The sequence below is a fragment of the Mycolicibacterium wolinskyi genome, from assembly GCF_002101965.1.
Taxonomy (GTDB): domain Bacteria; phylum Actinomycetota; class Actinomycetes; order Mycobacteriales; family Mycobacteriaceae; genus Mycobacterium; species Mycobacterium wolinskyi.
Window position 1 is genome coordinate 244,869 of record NZ_LQQA01000010.1, and the last position, 14,070, is coordinate 258,938.

Sequence of the window (14,070 nt, forward strand, 5' to 3'; positions counted from 1 at the left end):
AGTGACCCCAAACTGACAGCGTTGACGGCGTGTTTCTGTACAGACACGGTCGCTCGCGGAGGAGGAGATTGGTGTCCACCACCGAAACCGCCGTGATCGTCCTGGCCGCGGGCGCCGGTACCCGGATGCGGTCGGCCATCCCGAAAGTCCTGCACGCCGTGGGCGGGCGCAGCATGCTGGCCCACACGCTGCACGCGGTCACCGCGCTGACGCCCAGCCACATCGTGGTGGTCGTCGGACATGGTCGTGAGCAGGTCAGCGCCGAGGTGGCCCGGGTCAGCAGCGTGGCCACCGCCGTCGTGCAGGACGAACAACTCGGCACCGGACACGCGGTCAGCGTCGGCCTGGCCGGGCTGCCGAGCGATTTCGGCGGCACCGTCATCGTCACCACCGCCGACGTTCCGCTGCTCGACGGTACGACGCTCGCCGGTCTGGCCGAAGCGCACCAGGGCGCGGGTGTGACCATCCTGACCACCACGCTTGCCGACCCCACCGGCTACGGCCGCATCATCCGTGACGCCGACCGTGCGGTCACCGCGATCGTCGAGCACGCCGATGCCGACGAGGCGCAGCGCACCGTCGCCGAGATCAACTCCGGGGTGTATGCCTTCGATGCCGCCGCGTTGCGCTCGGCGCTCACGCAGTTGCGCACCGACAACGCCCAGGGCGAGCTGTACCTCACCGACGCGATCGCGTTGATCCGCAACCAGGGTCTGCCGGTGCAGGCCGAGCACGTCGACGACAGTGCGCTCGTCGCGGGCGTCAACGACCGGGTCCAGCTCGCCGACCTCGGTGCCGAACTTAACCGGCGCATCGTCGCCGGACATCAGCGCGCCGGGGTGACGATCATCGACCCGGCCAGCACGTGGATCGACGTCGACGTGACGATCGGGCGCGACACCGTCGTCCGCCCCGGCACGCAGTTGCTCGGCACGACCGAGATCGGCAGCGGCTGTGAGATCGGCCCGGACACCACGCTGACCGACGTCGAGGTCGGCGACCGCGCCTCGGTGATCCGCACGCACGCACAGCTCGCGGTGATCGGCGAGGCCGCGACCGTCGGCCCGTTCACCTATTTGCGGCCCGGTACCACGCTCGGCGCCGACGGCAAGCTGGGCGCGTTCGTCGAAACCAAGAACGCCACGATCGGCACCGGCACCAAAGTGCCGCATCTCACCTATGTCGGAGACGCCGACATCGGCGACCACAGCAACATCGGCGCGTCGAGTGTGTTCGTCAACTACGACGGCGAGAGCAAGCATCGCACCACGGTCGGCTCGCATGTCCGCACCGGCTCGGACACGATGTTCATCGCCCCGGTCAACGTCGGTGACGGTGCCTACACCGGCGCCGGTACCGTGCTGCGTGAAGACGTCCCGCCAGGTGCGCTGGCCGTCTCCGACAACGCACAACGCACGATCGAGGGCTGGGTCGAGCGCAAACGCCCGGGCTCGGCGGCCGCGGAAGCCGCGCGCAAAGCGCGGGGTGAAAAAGACTAACTCGACGTTTTCCGTTGGCAATCTGGTAACCCGGCTACGAGCACCAGGAAACGCTACGTACGATTGGCCCGTATCGATTCCCGACCGCGAAGGCAGCACACAGTGGCCACGGACTGGACCGACAATCGCAAAAGCCTGATGCTGTTCTCCGGCCGAGCCCATCCGGAGTTGGCGGAACAGGTCGCCAAAGAACTCGACGTCCACGTGACGGCGCAGACCGCGCGCGATTTCGCCAACGGCGAGATCTTCGTGCGGTTCGACGAGTCCGTGCGCGGCAGCGACGCATTCGTGCTGCAGAGCCATCCGGCGCCGCTCAACCAGTGGCTCATGGAGCAGCTCATCATGATCGATGCGCTCAAGCGCGGCAGCGCCAAGCGCATCACCGCGATCCTGCCGTTCTATCCGTACGCGCGTCAGGACAAGAAGCACCGCGGCCGCGAACCGATCTCCGCGCGACTGGTCGCCGACCTGCTCAAGACCGCGGGCGCCGACCGCATCGTGTCCGTCGACCTGCACACCGACCAGATCCAGGGCTTCTTCGACGGCCCGGTCGACCACATGCGCGCGCAGTCGCTTCTGTGCGGCTACATCGCCGAGAACTACTCCGACCACGACATGGTGGTCGTCTCCCCCGACTCGGGCCGCGTGCGCGTCGCCGAGAAGTGGGCCGATTCGCTGGGCGGCGTGCCGCTGGCCTTCATCCACAAGACCCGCGATCCGCTCGTGCCCAACCAGGTGAAGTCCAACCGCGTCGTCGGCGAGGTGAGGGGCAAGACCTGCATCCTGACCGACGACATGATCGACACCGGCGGCACGATCGCCGGCGCGGTCAAACTGCTCAAGGAGGACGGCGCCGCGGACGTCATCATCGCGGCCACCCACGGCGTGCTGTCGGATCCGGCCCGCGAGCGGCTGGCGTCGTGCGGGGCGCGTGAGGTGATCGTCACCAACACCCTGCCGATCGGCGAGGACAAGCAGTTCCCGCAGCTGACCGTGCTGTCGATCGCGCCGCTGCTCGCGAGCACCATCCGCGCGGTGTTCGACAACGGTTCGGTCACCAGCCTCTTCGACGGGTCGGCCTAGTGGCTAGCGAAGCCACCATCTATCACAACCCCAAATGCTCGACGTCGCGTAAGACGTTGGAGTTGTTGCGGGACAACGGCATTGAGCCCGAGGTCGTGCAGTACCTCAAGACGCCGCCGACGCGGGCCGAGCTGAAGAAGATGATCGCCGACGCGGGCGTCGACGTGCGCACCGCGGTGCGCAAGCGCGAATCCCTCTATGCCGAGCTGGGTTTGGCCGATGCGTCCGACGACGAGCTGCTCGATGCGATGGCCGAGCATCCGATCCTGATCGAGCGTCCGTTCGTCGTCACCGCCAAGGGAACCCGGCTGGCCCGGCCGATCGATTCGGTGCAAGAGATTCTGTGAACCGGCTGATCGCCGTGGGCGCCACCGCCGCCGTGCTGCTCACCGGGTGCGGCGCCGAGACCCCTGACTACCAGTCGATCTGGACGACGACCACGACCACCACGTCGTCGTCCGACGCGCCGCCCGTGCCGCTGTGGCAGTACCTGGAGAACTCGGGCGTCGTCGGCGAACCGGTCGCACCGGAAGACATCCCGGACCTGACGATCACGATGCCGACCCCACCGGGCTGGCACCCGTACAACAATCCCAACCTGGCGCCCCGCACCCGGATGATCGCCAAGGGCGACACATATCCGACGGCCATGCTGCTGGTGTTCAAACTGCACGGCGACTTCGACGTGCCTCAGGCCCTCAAAGACCACGGCTACGCCGATGCCCAACTGTCGGAGAACTTCAAACAGCTCAACGCCTCGACCGACGACTGGCGTGGTTTCCCGTCGGCGATGATCGAAGGCAGCTACGACCTCAACGGCAGGCGCATGCAGAGCTACAACCGCGTCGTGATCCCCACAACCGTCGAGGCACCCCCGCAGCGGTACCTGATCCAGCTGACCGTCACCACGTACGCCGACGAAGCCGAGGCGCAGGCCGCCGACATCGAATCGATCATCTCGGGGTTCACGGTCGCGAAGAAGTAAGTTGTCCGCATGACCGAATGGACCAGCGCTGACCTGCCCTCGTTCACCGGCCGCAGCGTCGTCGTCACCGGCGCCAACAGCGGGCTGGGCCTCATCACCGCACGCGAGCTGGCCCGCGTCGGCGCGAAGGTGATCGTCGCCGTCCGCAATCTGGACAAGGGCACGGCCGCGGCGGCGACCATGACGGGCGGGACGGTCGAGGTGCGCAAGCTCGACCTGCAGGACCTGGCCTCGGTGCACGAGTTCGCCGACACCGTCGAGACCGTCGACGTTCTGGTGAACAACGCAGGCATCATGGCGGTCCCGCTGAGCCGCACCGCCGACGGCTTCGAGAGCCAGATCGGCACCAACCATCTCGGCCACTTCGCGCTGACGAATCTGTTGCTGCCCAAGGTCTCCGACCGCGTGGTCACGGTGTCGTCGCTCATGCACTGGATCGGCGTCATCAGCCTACGGGACCTGAACTGGAAGTCGCGACCGTACTCGGCGTGGCTGGCCTACGGGCAGTCCAAGCTCGCGAACCTGATGTTCACCTCTGAGCTGCAGCGCCGGCTGTCGGCGTCCGGTTCGCAGGTGCGTGCGGTCGCCGCCCATCCCGGCTACTCGGCCACCAACCTGCAGGGCCACACCGGTAGCCGGTTCGGCTCGCGGATGGCCGCGGCGGGCAACCGGTTCATGGCCACCGAACCCGAGTTCGGGGCCCGCCAGACGCTGTACGCCGTGTCAGAGGACGTGCCGGGCGACAGCTTCATCGGGCCGCGGTTCGGGCAGTTCGGCCCGACCCAGCCCGTCGGGCGCAGTCCGCTGGCCAAGCGCACGGACACCCAGAAGGCGTTGTGGGACCTGTCCGAGCAGCTCACCGGGGTGTCCTATCCGCTCGACCGCTGACGCCGTTTTGGGAACCGCGCCCGGCCTTTGCTAACCTGACCAGGCGTCACGGCGAGGGTGGACCTGGTGGACCACCGTTATCGACGGGAACTTCTGTAAGTGTTGCGACCCTGGCCGTGCTGACGAATGACCGCAGTACCGCATATGAGGAGCAACACAATGGCCAAGGCCGCAAAAACCAATGCCACCAACAAGCTGACCGCGACGGTCCGCACCCGCACCGGCAAGGGCGCGTCGCGCCAGGCCCGCCGTGCCGGCTTGGTGCCCACCGTGCTCTACGGCCACGGCACCGACCCCCAGCACCTGGAACTCAACGCCCACGAGTTCGCCGCCGTGCTGCGTAAGGCAGGCACCAACGCCGTCTTGACCCTCGACATCGACGGCAAGGAAGAGCTCGCGCTGACCAAGGCGCTCGACATCCACCCGATCCGCCGCAACATCCAGCACGCCGACCTGCTCGTCGTCAAGCGCGGCGAGAAGGTGACCGTCGAGGTCACCGTCGTCGTCGAGGGTGAGGCGCAGCCGGGCACCCTGGTCACCCAGGACGCCAACACCATCGAGATCGAGGCCGAGGCCCTGTCGATCCCCGAGCAGCTCACGGTCTCGGTCGAGGGCGTCGAGGCAGGTACGCAGTTCACCGCGGGCCAGATCGCGCTGCCCGCGGGCGTCAACCTGATCTCGGATCCCGAGCTGCTCGTGATCAACGTCGTCGAGGCCCCGAGCGCCGAGGATCTCGAGGCCGAGGGTGCGGGCGAGACCGCCGAGGCTCCGGCCGCCGAGGAGCCAGCGGCCGAGGCGGCCGAAGAGTCGGCCGAGTAATTCTTCGTGGCCGAGTCGCTTCTGGTGGTGGGCCTGGGAAACCCCGGGCCCGCCTACGCCAAGACCCGGCACAACCTCGGCTTCATGGTGGCCGACCTGTTGGCCGGGCGAATGGGCTCGGCCTTCAAGGTGCACAAGAAATCCGGTGCCGAGGTGGCGACCGGCCGGCTCGCCGGTGCAGCGGTGGTGCTGGCCAAGCCACGCTGCTACATGAACGAATCAGGCCGCCAGGTCGGGCCGTTGGCGAAGTTCTATTCGGTTCCGGCCTCACGCGTCGTGGTTCTCCATGACGAGCTCGACATCGACTTCGGCCGGATCCGGCTCAAGCTCGGTGGCGGCGAAGGCGGGCACAACGGGCTGCGCTCGGTGGCGTCAGCCTTGGGCACCAAGGACTTTCAGCGCGTACGCATCGGCGTGGGACGCCCGCCGGGCCGCAAGGACCCGGCGGCGTTCGTGCTGGAGAACTTCACCGCCGCCGAGCGTGCCGAGGTTCCGACGATCTGCGAACAGGCCGCCGACGCAACCGAACTGCTGATCACCCAAGGTCTGGAGCCGGCCCAGAACACCGTGCACGCCTGGTAGTTCCGTTCACCTCCCGCGGATGCCGCTGTCGACGACCTTCACGGTCTTGTGTGGATACCGCTTCTCGGCGTGCGCCTTGGCCGCGGAGTTCGGCAGCACGTAGAGCGTTTCCTTCTTGTCCTGCAACGGTTTGAGCACCAGGTCCATGAAGCCCTTGCGGTCGTCGAGGTACGGCTCGATCACGTCCTCCCCCGCCGGGCACACCGCCAGGCAATAGGCAGCCTTGTAGTTCGCCTTGAACGACAGGCTCTGCCACATCGACGCGTTCTCGGAATCGCTTACCCGCGAGCGGAAATCGGCTGCGTCCTCGCTGTCGGCGATGGTCTGCGCCCAGTCGGTGAACCCGCCCATGAATTCGCGGTAGTTGTGCACCGAGCAGGCGACGAAGTCGAACTCGCCATCCTTGCCGATCGCGCCGACCGGGCAGGCCGCCACGCACAGTTTGCATTCCAGGCACGGTGAATAGTCCAGTGGTGCACCGTAACTGCTGATCGGATCGCCGACCAGAATGGTGGCGAGCAGGATGAAGTTGCCGAAGCGGGGATGAATGACGTTGCGGTGGATGCCCATCACGCCAAGGCCCGCGGCCACCGCGATCGGTTTGTGTGCGACGACCCAGATCCGGCCGGGGAACCGATCCATCTCCATCGGGAAGGTGGCCGACGGATTCACCGCGCGGTGGCCGGCATCCTCCAGTGCGCGGGTGATCCGGTGGGCGGCCTCGTTGATGATCTCGCCGCTGCGGTGGAATTCCTGATTGGCGACACTGCGGGCGGTGGACCGGACGTTGTCGCGGTTCATCTTGACGACGAGCGAGATGTAGCTGCGCACGCCGGGCAACGCCACGCCGGCGTGCTCGCGTTCGGATTCCAGCGCGGGATCGTCGACGCCGGCGAAGGCGACGTCGTCGGCTCCCGCGTCCAGGCACAGCTGACGCAGCCAATCGGCGTCGATCACGCGCGGTGGCGGCGCGGCACTGCGAGCCCGTACCGCGCGCACTGTCGGGTGGTCGGCGAGGCGGGCGGGGAGTCTTTCGGCCATGCAGCTGAGTATAGAGATCTATACCCAGACTGCAAAGGGCGGCGGCAGTGGCGTAAATAATCCGTTCGGGCCGGATATGAGGGCCGCGGGTCGGGGTACACCGGAGGTATGAACACCGGGGCGTTGCATCGCTTCGGCGAGCGCCTGCTCGACGGCACCCGTGCGTGGGGGTCGGTCGAGATCCGGCCCGGCCGATTCGGGATCGTTCAGTACCGACTGGTGGTCTACCCGCCCGGGTTGAGCCGCTCAGAACGCCGCTGGCTGCGGCTCGCGCGGGGTTGGCCGGTATGGGGTTTCCTGTTGTGGCTGCTGTGCCAGATCGTGCTGACCGGGACCACGACGTCGTGGGCGGTGTTCGGCGCGTCCACCGCAGCGGCCATCGGCGCGGGCGTCGTCGCGTTCGCGATGGCCGGTGACGCCCGCACGCGCGTGCGCAGCATGCTCGTGACGACGATGCTCGGCTACCCCGATGCGACGGCCGAGGCGAACCGTGACCGGCTCGCCGAGCTCGCAGCCGTGCTACTTGAGGCCGACGAACGGCTCGCGCACGGTGACATCGGCGTCGTCGAGCACGAGCTGATCTGGTGGCAGGTCTACGACCGGCTGGCCGACAGCGTCGCCGCCGGACCGCATGCGTGATGGCCGACCTGTTCGAGGAGCTGGCGTTGATGGCTGCGCCCGCCGTGCTTCTGCTGGCCATGCGCGCGAACATCGTCCGGCAGAACCGGGCCGCCGCGAACACTGAGCGGATGCCGATGGTTTCGAGCGTGTGCCTTGGGTGCCAGCGGGCAGCGCCTGTATCCCTAATGCCGCTGCGGCCGCACCGGCGGCGCCTGCCCGGGCGGCGGCGGCGCCGGGTACCACTCCTCGGGCTCCGGCCACACGAAACCCGAAGGGATCGAATAGGTTTCGAATACGGTGCCGGTCACCGACTCGGTGTCAAAAAAGGCGAAGGCGTTGGCGTCGACGAACCGGCCCGATTGCACCAGCGGGAATCCGCGACGCCCGAACTCGCCCAGCCGGTCCTGCCACGGCTTCTCGTCGCAGTCGAAGGCAATGTGCTGGATGCCCTCGCCGTGGGTATCGAGGAACTCCTGGAAGATCGACGGCCCGTACAGCGGTTCCATGATCTCTACAGCCAGGTCTCCGACGTCAGCGAAGCACACCTTGATGCCGTAGTCCGCCGTCTCCCCGCGGTAGGTCCGCTCGGTGACAGTGGCGGAGTCGAAGGTGTACACCCGCCACGGCCCGATGCCCAGCCGCACGAGGCCTTCCATCGTGCGCCGGTGGTCGGCCGTGACGAAGCAGACCTCGATCAGTTTGCCGAGGAAGCTGTTCGACAGTTCCGTTGCGCTTACAACCTGCGGTAGTTTGCTGTCGTCGGTCATGCCCGCACCGCACGCCGAGCGAGCACAAAGTACAGGATGCCGGCGACGAGGCTCCCTGACAGCCATGAGAAGTCGGTGTTGCCGAGTGCGGTCGCGAGCGGGCCCTGCATTGCCGGCACGAGACCGTACTGCCATGCCCAGCCGGCGACGACGCCTGCTGCGAGGCTCGTCAACCCGGCGGAGTTGAACATTCCGTATGTAGACGCCTCAGCCGGCAGATACAGCGAGTCGGTGTCGAGACGGCCACGGCGAATTGCGAAGTAGTCCACCAGCATGATGGCCGCCCACGGGCTGATCCAAACCAAGATGGAGACCATCCAGTTGTCGAAGGCATGCGCGAAGCTGTCGGCGTTGACGAACACCGCGAGCACCGCCGAGGCCACCAATCCGGCGATCAGAGTCACCTTCCATCGCGTGGCCCGCACTCCGATCGACAACGCCGCGAGCGAGCACGAGTAGAGGTTCAAAATGTTGGTTGCAATCGGACCGTGCACCAGCAGTAGCAACACGGGGACGGCCATTACGCCGAACGTCCCGACCACCAGGGCCGACGGGTCACTGCCGCCGCCTGCGCTGGCCAGACACGCCCCGAGTGCGGCCAACCACACCGTCGGGATGTACATGCCCAGCGAAGACGACCAGAACACCGCGCGGGCCGACGCGTCGACGCGAACGAATCGGCTGTAATCCGACGCATACGGGATCCACGTCAGACCCCAGCCGATGCCGATGGCCGTCAACAGTTGTGTCACCGCCGTGATCTTCTCGCCGGGCTGCAGCTCGGCTCCGGCGAAACTCCAATTGATATCGGTGGTCGCGATCGCCAGCACGGTCATCGCCGCCATCACGACCACGGTGGCCGGCACGGTCCACTTCTCAAAGCTGCGGATCGCATAGAACCCGTACAACGCCAGACCGAGTTGTACCGCCATGATTCCCGCGGCTACCAAAAAATCCAGCCAGGCCCCGCCGGTGACGCCGAGTTCCGCCAGGACGGCCAGCACCAGGTCGAGCACCACCCAGGTGTTCACCCCGACCCAGCCCATCGTGAGCAGGAACTGCGCCACGCCCGGCACGATGCCACCGAGCCGGCCGAACGGTGCCCGGCCCAGCACCATCTGATTCACCGCGGTGCGGTGGCCGACGACATTGAAGAGGCCGAAGACGCTGCAGCCGAGAAGGTTTCCCACCACGACGACCGCGAGTGTCTCGACGAGGCTCAGACCAAGCGTGATCCCGAGTGCACCGAGCACCCAGTTGATGGGCGCGATGTTGGCGCCGGCCCAGATCCAGAACAGTTCCCACGGTGAACAGTCCCGGCTGTCGTCGGGAATGGGTTCGATGCCATGCGCGTCAAACGGTACGGCTGGGTCAGACCCCTGAGTGGGCGGCCTGGTCTCAAGCGGACTGGTGGACATCGGCGGCTCCTCGCTGGTTGGCTTCCGCTCATCGAAACACCGCGAACTGAAGGCGCCGAGTGTATAAACATCCACAAACTGCCCATTTGAATGGATGTAGATACACCGATGCTGAGCCTGCAGACACTCCTCGCGGACTCCACCTTGGAACTCACCCTGCTGACGCCTGGTCCGGTCGACGCGCTCGACAGCGAGGTGCTGTGGCTGCACAACACCGAACTGCCCGACCCGTCGCCCTACATCCGACCCACGGAACTGGTGTTGACCAACGGCTTGTGGCGCGATTCAGTGACCGCCGGCGAGTTTGTCGCCGCGCTGCAACGTGCCCGCGCCGCCGGACTGATCTTCGGTCTCACCGCGCAGACACCAGTCGCCCCAGACGATCTCGTCGAAGCCTGTGTCGCCGCGGGAATTCCGCTCGCCACGGTGTCGATCAGGGTGCCGTTCACCGCCATCACCGAGACAGCGGCACGGATACAGGGTGCGGCACGACAGGATGCGCTGGCTCGTCTCGTCCGCCGCGGCAATGCGCTGGCAACGTCCATCTCGCGCGGCGGCGGCGCCGAAGGCGTGCTGGAGGTCTTGCGGCGCGACCACGAACTGCCGCTGCTGGTGGTCGACAGGATGGGGAGGCGGCTGGCCGGCGATGCGCCCGGTACCGACGCCGACACCGACCGGGCGGCCGCCGAGGCGCTGGCTCGTCGGCCACCGCCGCTCGAAGTCGATCTGCCAGGCGCCGGGCTGGCCTCGGTGTACCTCGTCGAAGGCGCAATGGGCGATATCGACGCCGGGCTGTTCTGCCTGCGTCCGCTGGCAGAACTCAGCGGAGTCGAGCGTGACGCGATCGATCAGGCCGCGCGATTCCTCAGCCTCGAGGTCACCAAACAGCAAGCGCTGCATGCGATAGAGTCACGCTTCTCCAGCGAGCTGCTGGAGATGATCCTGTCCGGTGCCGCTCGGGTTGCCGATGTTCAGGATCGATTGCGGGCGTTCGGCATCGACCCCGCCGCGCAGCTGGCCGTCATCACGATGGTGGTCGGCGACGAGCCGATGCGACCCGCCGGTTCCACCGACGAGATCGAAGGGTTCTTCCGGCGCCGTGGCATCCCGGCGGTGGTGGTGGCGGGCAGCCAAGACACGGTGGTCGTGTTCCCTTGGAACAGCACCGGCGAGGACCTCGCCGGATTCTGTCATCAGCTGTCCGACGCAGTGCGCCGACGCTTTCCGGAACACCGTGTCGTGGTGGGGATCGGTGCACCGGCGGCCGATTCGACGGAACTGCGCGAACCGCTGATCGGCTCCCGAGAAGTGTGCCAGGTCCTTCGCCGACGCAGTAAAGACTCGCGCGTCGGCACTTTCGCCGATGTCGGTACCCATCGAATGCTGCTCGGACTGCACGACCGGGCGCTGCTGCGCCGCTTCGCCGACGACATCCTCGGCCCGTTGCGCACGAACGACGAGCACAACGGCACCGAGCTGGAGCGCACCCTTCGCACGTTCTTGAGCAACGACGGGCACTGGTCGGCCACCGCGAGCGATCTGTACGTACATGTCAACACCCTCCGTAACCGGGTGTCTCGCATCGGCGAGCTGACCGGACGTGATGTGACTCGACTCGAGGACCGCGTCGATCTGTTCCTGGCGCTGGAAGCCGATGCCTTGAGTTGACGAAGAGTTGACGACGCTGCGTCAGTCCGGGTACACGTCCGCCTGCGCCACCGGCGGTCGGAGGGTGCGCGGCTGGATCGCGCGGTCCCCGTCCACTGCCTCGGCCACGTCGCGGCACCGCGCGAACCGGACGTCACCCAGTTCCAGCGCGTGTTCGATCACGCCGCGCAGGGCCATGATGCGCCCGGGGCGGCCCGAAAGAAACGGGTGCACACAGAGGTTGAACAAACACCGGTATCGGCGCATCCCGTCGAGCTCTGCACGCCACATCTCGGCGACCTTCACCGGTGACTCGATCACCGAACCGACGTGCGGGTCGGGCAGGTAGGCGTACTGCTCCCAGTCGTCCAACGACCAGTGCACCGGCAACTCCACGATGGGTGCGACGTCGGTGTTGATGCGGTATGGCCGGTCGTCGCCCATCAGGGAGGAGTCGTAGGACAGACCGTACTCGGCGATCAGGCTCGGAGTCTGCCAGCTCGCACCCCACAGGGCGGCACGGTGTCCTCGAATGTCGATGTCCTGCTTGCCGAAAACCTCCATTCCACGCTCGAAGTCCGCGCGCTCCTCTGCCGCCGTCATCGTCACAGGCGATCGGTGGCTGTAGGAGTGGTGTGCAACTTCGTGCCCGCGCTGGACAATCGAGGCCGCCAGCCCGACCCGCTGCTCGGCCACCCATCCGGGCACGAAAAACGTTGCCAGCACTTGAAGTTCGTCGAGCATATCCAGTATGCGCGGCACTCCGACATCAGGCCCGTACGACTGGTGCGACATGGTCATCATATGGTCTGCATAGCGACGCCCCTGCGCAAGGATCGGCGTTTCGGCGTCGACGTCGAACGTCAGTGTCGCGACGGCCGCAGCACCGCGATGCCACGGCGTGCTCATGAGACGCTCTCGGCAGTTCGCCAGTTGCGGGCGTTGGCAATTGTGGCCATCGGCGAGAGCATTTCGTGATCGAACCCTTCCAGGTCCTCCCCAGCCGCCACCCGCCTCGGCAGGTCGGGATTGGCCAGTGCGCCGCGGCCGATCGACAACAGATCCGCATGTCCGCCCTCGAGTACGTCGGCGGCCTGTCGCAGGTCGTGCATACCGCCTTGGCCATCACCGGCAACCCGCTGACCTCGCGGGCGAGCGCCGTGATGGTCCGGCCATCCGAGAACCGCGCGGTGTCGATGAAATCGCGGCCCTCGCTGGCGATGTGCAGATAGTCGGCACCGGTGCCGGCCAGTGTCGCGAAGATGATCTCCGCGTCGGCCGCGCCGCCCGGCCACCGGTAGGTGAAGTCGTTGACCTTGGTCTGTGACAGCCGGACTCCCACCAGGAATCCCTCGGCGACCCGGTTGCGGATCTCACTGAGCACGCGTGCGGCGAGCTTGATCCGGTTGGCGACACCGCCGCCGTACTCGTCATCGCGGGTGTTGGTGTACGCGGTCAGGAACTGGTCGAGAAGATAGCCGTTGGCCGCGTGCACTTCCACACCGTCGAAACCGGCGGCTTGCGCACGGACGGCGGCATCGCCGAAACTGCTTACCACAGTATCGATCTCATCGCGGGTCATCTCCTGCGGGGTTGGCCATCCACCAGAGCCACCGTATTCGTCGAGCATCGTACCGCGCGGTGTGATCGCCGACGGCGCGATCGTGCCGGCGCCGTGCGCATTTCCCTGCGACAGTGCGCCGGCGTGCATGAGTTGCGCGACGATCGGTACGCCATGAGCGTGCACACCATCGGTCACCGGCCGCCACGCCTGAACATGGGCGTCGGTGGCCAGGCCTGGCTGGTTGAGATAGCCCTGGCTGTGGGTGACGTCGGTGTAGATACCTTCGGTCACTAGCAGGCCGAATCCCCCGCGCGCGAAATCTCTGTAGTAATCCGCCATTTCAGTAGTGGCAGCGCCATCCGGAGTTGCCGACACGCGTGTCATCGGCGCGACGGCGAACTTGTTGTCAAGTGTCAGGGTGCCGACCCGCTGGGCCGTCAGTGCCGGGTGTGCGTTGGCCATGCTCGAATCTCCTCGGTGTCGATGTGGGGCGTTGTGATGCGTAGGGCGAGCGGAGTGGGCCGATCACCATTGATCGGGTTGAGATCCATGGGGCAGGCGGAGACCACGACCACGCAGTCCATTTCCGCTTCGAGGGTGACGGAGTCGCCGGAACGACTCACCGCGGGCAGCCAACTCAACGTGCCCTCCGCGCTGACCGGGATATTCATGAACAGATTGACCGGCTGAGGCACGACATCCGTGACGAGTCCCAGCCCGGCCAGCGCTGCTTGCAAGTTGGCGGCGCACGAATTGTGGTCGTCGACACCGAGTTTGCGGTAGCGCTCGGGATCGCACGCGGCGATCAGCATGTCGTGCGTGCCCGGCGAAGTGTCCTCGGCCAGGGTCAGAATGGGCCGACGGCGGTTGGTGACGAACTGATCGCCGATCTGCGGGAACAGACTGCCGGTTGCCGTGCGAGTGTGGCTGGCCGACAGATACTCGCCGACATCGGCTGTCGCGAAGGCGAATAGGTCGCCCACCTGCCCGCCGTCAACGTCGATCACTTGCAATCGGTCACCACGACAGATCTGCACAGCGCGCCCGGCGCCGGCCGGCACCTCGAGGTAGCCGGTGGTGTTTCTCAGCTTCATGTACGCATTCAACGGGCGACACCGTGTCGACCATCATGGTTGTTCACACACTCTCACCCCCC

Annotated in this window: 15 protein-coding genes; 9 read left to right on the forward strand and 6 right to left on the reverse strand. The window is 66.6% G+C overall.

Annotation, left to right across the window (positions count from 1 at the left end; all coding sequences use genetic code 11):
* Positions 1 to 68 precede the first annotated feature (68 nt).
* From glmU to pth, 7 genes are all read left to right on the forward strand, one after another.
* Positions 69 to 1,499 carry a bifunctional UDP-N-acetylglucosamine diphosphorylase/glucosamine-1-phosphate N-acetyltransferase GlmU gene (gene glmU, locus AWC31_RS09920; RefSeq protein WP_085144119.1) on the forward strand — a complete coding sequence of 477 codons (1,431 nt, stop codon included), beginning with the start codon at positions 69 to 71 and terminating at the stop codon, positions 1,497 to 1,499.
* Between the two features lie 102 nt (positions 1,500 to 1,601).
* Positions 1,602 to 2,582 carry a ribose-phosphate diphosphokinase gene (locus AWC31_RS09925; RefSeq protein ID WP_067844389.1) on the forward strand — a complete coding sequence of 327 codons (981 nt, stop codon included), beginning with the start codon at positions 1,602 to 1,604 and terminating at the stop codon, positions 2,580 to 2,582.
* A complete protein-coding gene (gene arsC, locus AWC31_RS09930) occupies positions 2,582 to 2,929 on the forward strand; it encodes an arsenate reductase (glutaredoxin) (protein WP_085144120.1) in 348 nt (115 codons plus the stop codon). Before AWC31_RS09925 ends, arsC begins: the two co-directional genes overlap by 1 nt.
* Positions 2,926 to 3,567 carry an LpqN/LpqT family lipoprotein gene (locus AWC31_RS09935; protein WP_085144121.1) on the forward strand — a complete coding sequence of 214 codons (642 nt, stop codon included), beginning with the start codon at positions 2,926 to 2,928 and terminating at the stop codon, positions 3,565 to 3,567. Before arsC ends, AWC31_RS09935 begins: the two co-directional genes overlap by 4 nt.
* Before the next feature lie 9 nt (positions 3,568 to 3,576).
* The gene (locus AWC31_RS09940) at positions 3,577 to 4,455 is read left to right on the forward strand and encodes an oxidoreductase (RefSeq protein WP_085144122.1); all 879 of its coding nucleotides are present in this window, start codon (positions 3,577 to 3,579) and stop codon (positions 4,453 to 4,455) included.
* A gap of 159 nt (positions 4,456 to 4,614) precedes the next feature.
* Complete coding sequence (locus tag AWC31_RS09945) at positions 4,615 to 5,274, forward strand: 50S ribosomal protein L25/general stress protein Ctc (protein WP_067844380.1); 660 nt, start codon at positions 4,615 to 4,617, stop codon at positions 5,272 to 5,274.
* A 6-nt stretch (positions 5,275 to 5,280) separates the two neighbouring features.
* Positions 5,281 to 5,856 carry an aminoacyl-tRNA hydrolase gene (gene pth / locus AWC31_RS09950; protein ID WP_085144123.1) on the forward strand — a complete coding sequence of 192 codons (576 nt, stop codon included), beginning with the start codon at positions 5,281 to 5,283 and terminating at the stop codon, positions 5,854 to 5,856.
* 6 nt (positions 5,857 to 5,862) lie between these two features.
* Here pth and AWC31_RS09955 read toward each other — a convergent pair whose 3' ends face one another.
* Positions 5,863 to 6,897 carry a 4Fe-4S binding protein gene (locus tag AWC31_RS09955; protein ID WP_085144124.1) on the reverse strand — a complete coding sequence of 345 codons (1,035 nt, stop codon included), beginning with the start codon at positions 6,895 to 6,897 and terminating at the stop codon, positions 5,863 to 5,865.
* 108 nt (positions 6,898 to 7,005) lie between these two features.
* On the opposite strand from AWC31_RS09955, the gene AWC31_RS09960 reads away from it, so the two are divergent.
* Complete coding sequence (locus tag AWC31_RS09960; protein WP_085144125.1) at positions 7,006 to 7,536, forward strand: DUF6611 family protein; 531 nt, start codon at positions 7,006 to 7,008, stop codon at positions 7,534 to 7,536.
* 164 nt (positions 7,537 to 7,700) lie between these two features.
* Here the strand turns inward: AWC31_RS09960 and AWC31_RS09965 are convergent, their stop codons facing one another.
* Positions 7,701 to 8,285, reverse strand: coding sequence for a VOC family protein (locus tag AWC31_RS09965; protein ID WP_067844368.1), 585 nt, complete (start codon positions 8,283 to 8,285; stop codon positions 7,701 to 7,703).
* Positions 8,282 to 9,703 carry a cytosine permease gene (locus AWC31_RS09970; RefSeq protein WP_085144126.1) on the reverse strand — a complete coding sequence of 474 codons (1,422 nt, stop codon included), beginning with the start codon at positions 9,701 to 9,703 and terminating at the stop codon, positions 8,282 to 8,284. The genes AWC31_RS09965 and AWC31_RS09970 overlap by 4 nt, the downstream gene beginning before the upstream one ends.
* Positions 9,704 to 9,793: 90 nt before the next feature.
* Between AWC31_RS09970 and AWC31_RS09975 the strand changes: the two genes are divergently transcribed.
* On the forward strand, positions 9,794 to 11,371 hold the full coding sequence (locus AWC31_RS09975; protein WP_234816788.1) for a PucR family transcriptional regulator: 1,578 nt from the start codon (positions 9,794 to 9,796) through the stop codon (positions 11,369 to 11,371).
* 21 nt (positions 11,372 to 11,392) lie between these two features.
* Here AWC31_RS09975 and AWC31_RS09980 read toward each other — a convergent pair whose 3' ends face one another.
* Genes AWC31_RS09980 through AWC31_RS09990 form a run of 3 tightly spaced genes read right to left on the reverse strand, consistent with a single transcriptional unit; the run spans position 11,393 to position 14,008 of the window.
* Entirely contained in the window at positions 11,393 to 12,145 is a 753-nt protein-coding gene (locus AWC31_RS09980; RefSeq protein ID WP_337360654.1) for a polysaccharide deacetylase family protein, read from the reverse strand.
* The gene (locus AWC31_RS09985) at positions 12,120 to 13,376 is read right to left on the reverse strand and encodes an NADH:flavin oxidoreductase (RefSeq protein WP_234816789.1); all 1,257 of its coding nucleotides are present in this window, start codon (positions 13,374 to 13,376) and stop codon (positions 12,120 to 12,122) included. Before AWC31_RS09985 ends, AWC31_RS09980 begins: the two co-directional genes overlap by 26 nt.
* The gene (locus tag AWC31_RS09990; protein WP_085144129.1) at positions 13,352 to 14,008 is read right to left on the reverse strand and encodes a DUF1989 domain-containing protein; all 657 of its coding nucleotides are present in this window, start codon (positions 14,006 to 14,008) and stop codon (positions 13,352 to 13,354) included. Before AWC31_RS09990 ends, AWC31_RS09985 begins: the two co-directional genes overlap by 25 nt.
* Positions 14,009 to 14,070 lie beyond the last annotated feature (62 nt).

What these genes read in the sequence shown, in the direction of transcription:
- AWC31_RS09990 (WP_085144129.1), bottom strand. Translation starts at nt 14,008, where the DNA reads ATGAAGCTGAGAAACACCACCGGCTACCTCGAGGTGCCGGCCGGCGCC.
- AWC31_RS09975 (WP_234816788.1), top strand. Translation starts at nt 9,794, where the DNA reads ATGGATGTAGATACACCGATGCTGAGCCTGCAGACACTCCTCGCGGAC.
- AWC31_RS09965 (WP_067844368.1), bottom strand. Translation starts at nt 8,285, where the DNA reads ATGACCGACGACAGCAAACTACCGCAGGTTGTAAGCGCAACGGAACTG.
- AWC31_RS09985 (WP_234816789.1), bottom strand. Translation starts at nt 13,376, where the DNA reads ATGGCCAACGCACACCCGGCACTGACGGCCCAGCGGGTCGGCACCCTG.
- AWC31_RS09940 (WP_085144122.1), top strand. Translation starts at nt 3,577, where the DNA reads ATGACCGAATGGACCAGCGCTGACCTGCCCTCGTTCACCGGCCGCAGC.
- AWC31_RS09970 (WP_085144126.1), bottom strand. Translation starts at nt 9,703, where the DNA reads ATGTCCACCAGTCCGCTTGAGACCAGGCCGCCCACTCAGGGGTCTGAC.
- AWC31_RS09980 (WP_337360654.1), bottom strand. Translation starts at nt 12,145, where the DNA reads ATGTCGCACCAGTCGTACGGGCCTGATGTCGGAGTGCCGCGCATACTG.
- AWC31_RS09955 (WP_085144124.1), bottom strand. Translation starts at nt 6,897, where the DNA reads ATGGCCGAAAGACTCCCCGCCCGCCTCGCCGACCACCCGACAGTGCGC.
- AWC31_RS09945 (WP_067844380.1), top strand. Translation starts at nt 4,615, where the DNA reads ATGGCCAAGGCCGCAAAAACCAATGCCACCAACAAGCTGACCGCGACG.
- AWC31_RS09960 (WP_085144125.1), top strand. Translation starts at nt 7,006, where the DNA reads ATGAACACCGGGGCGTTGCATCGCTTCGGCGAGCGCCTGCTCGACGGC.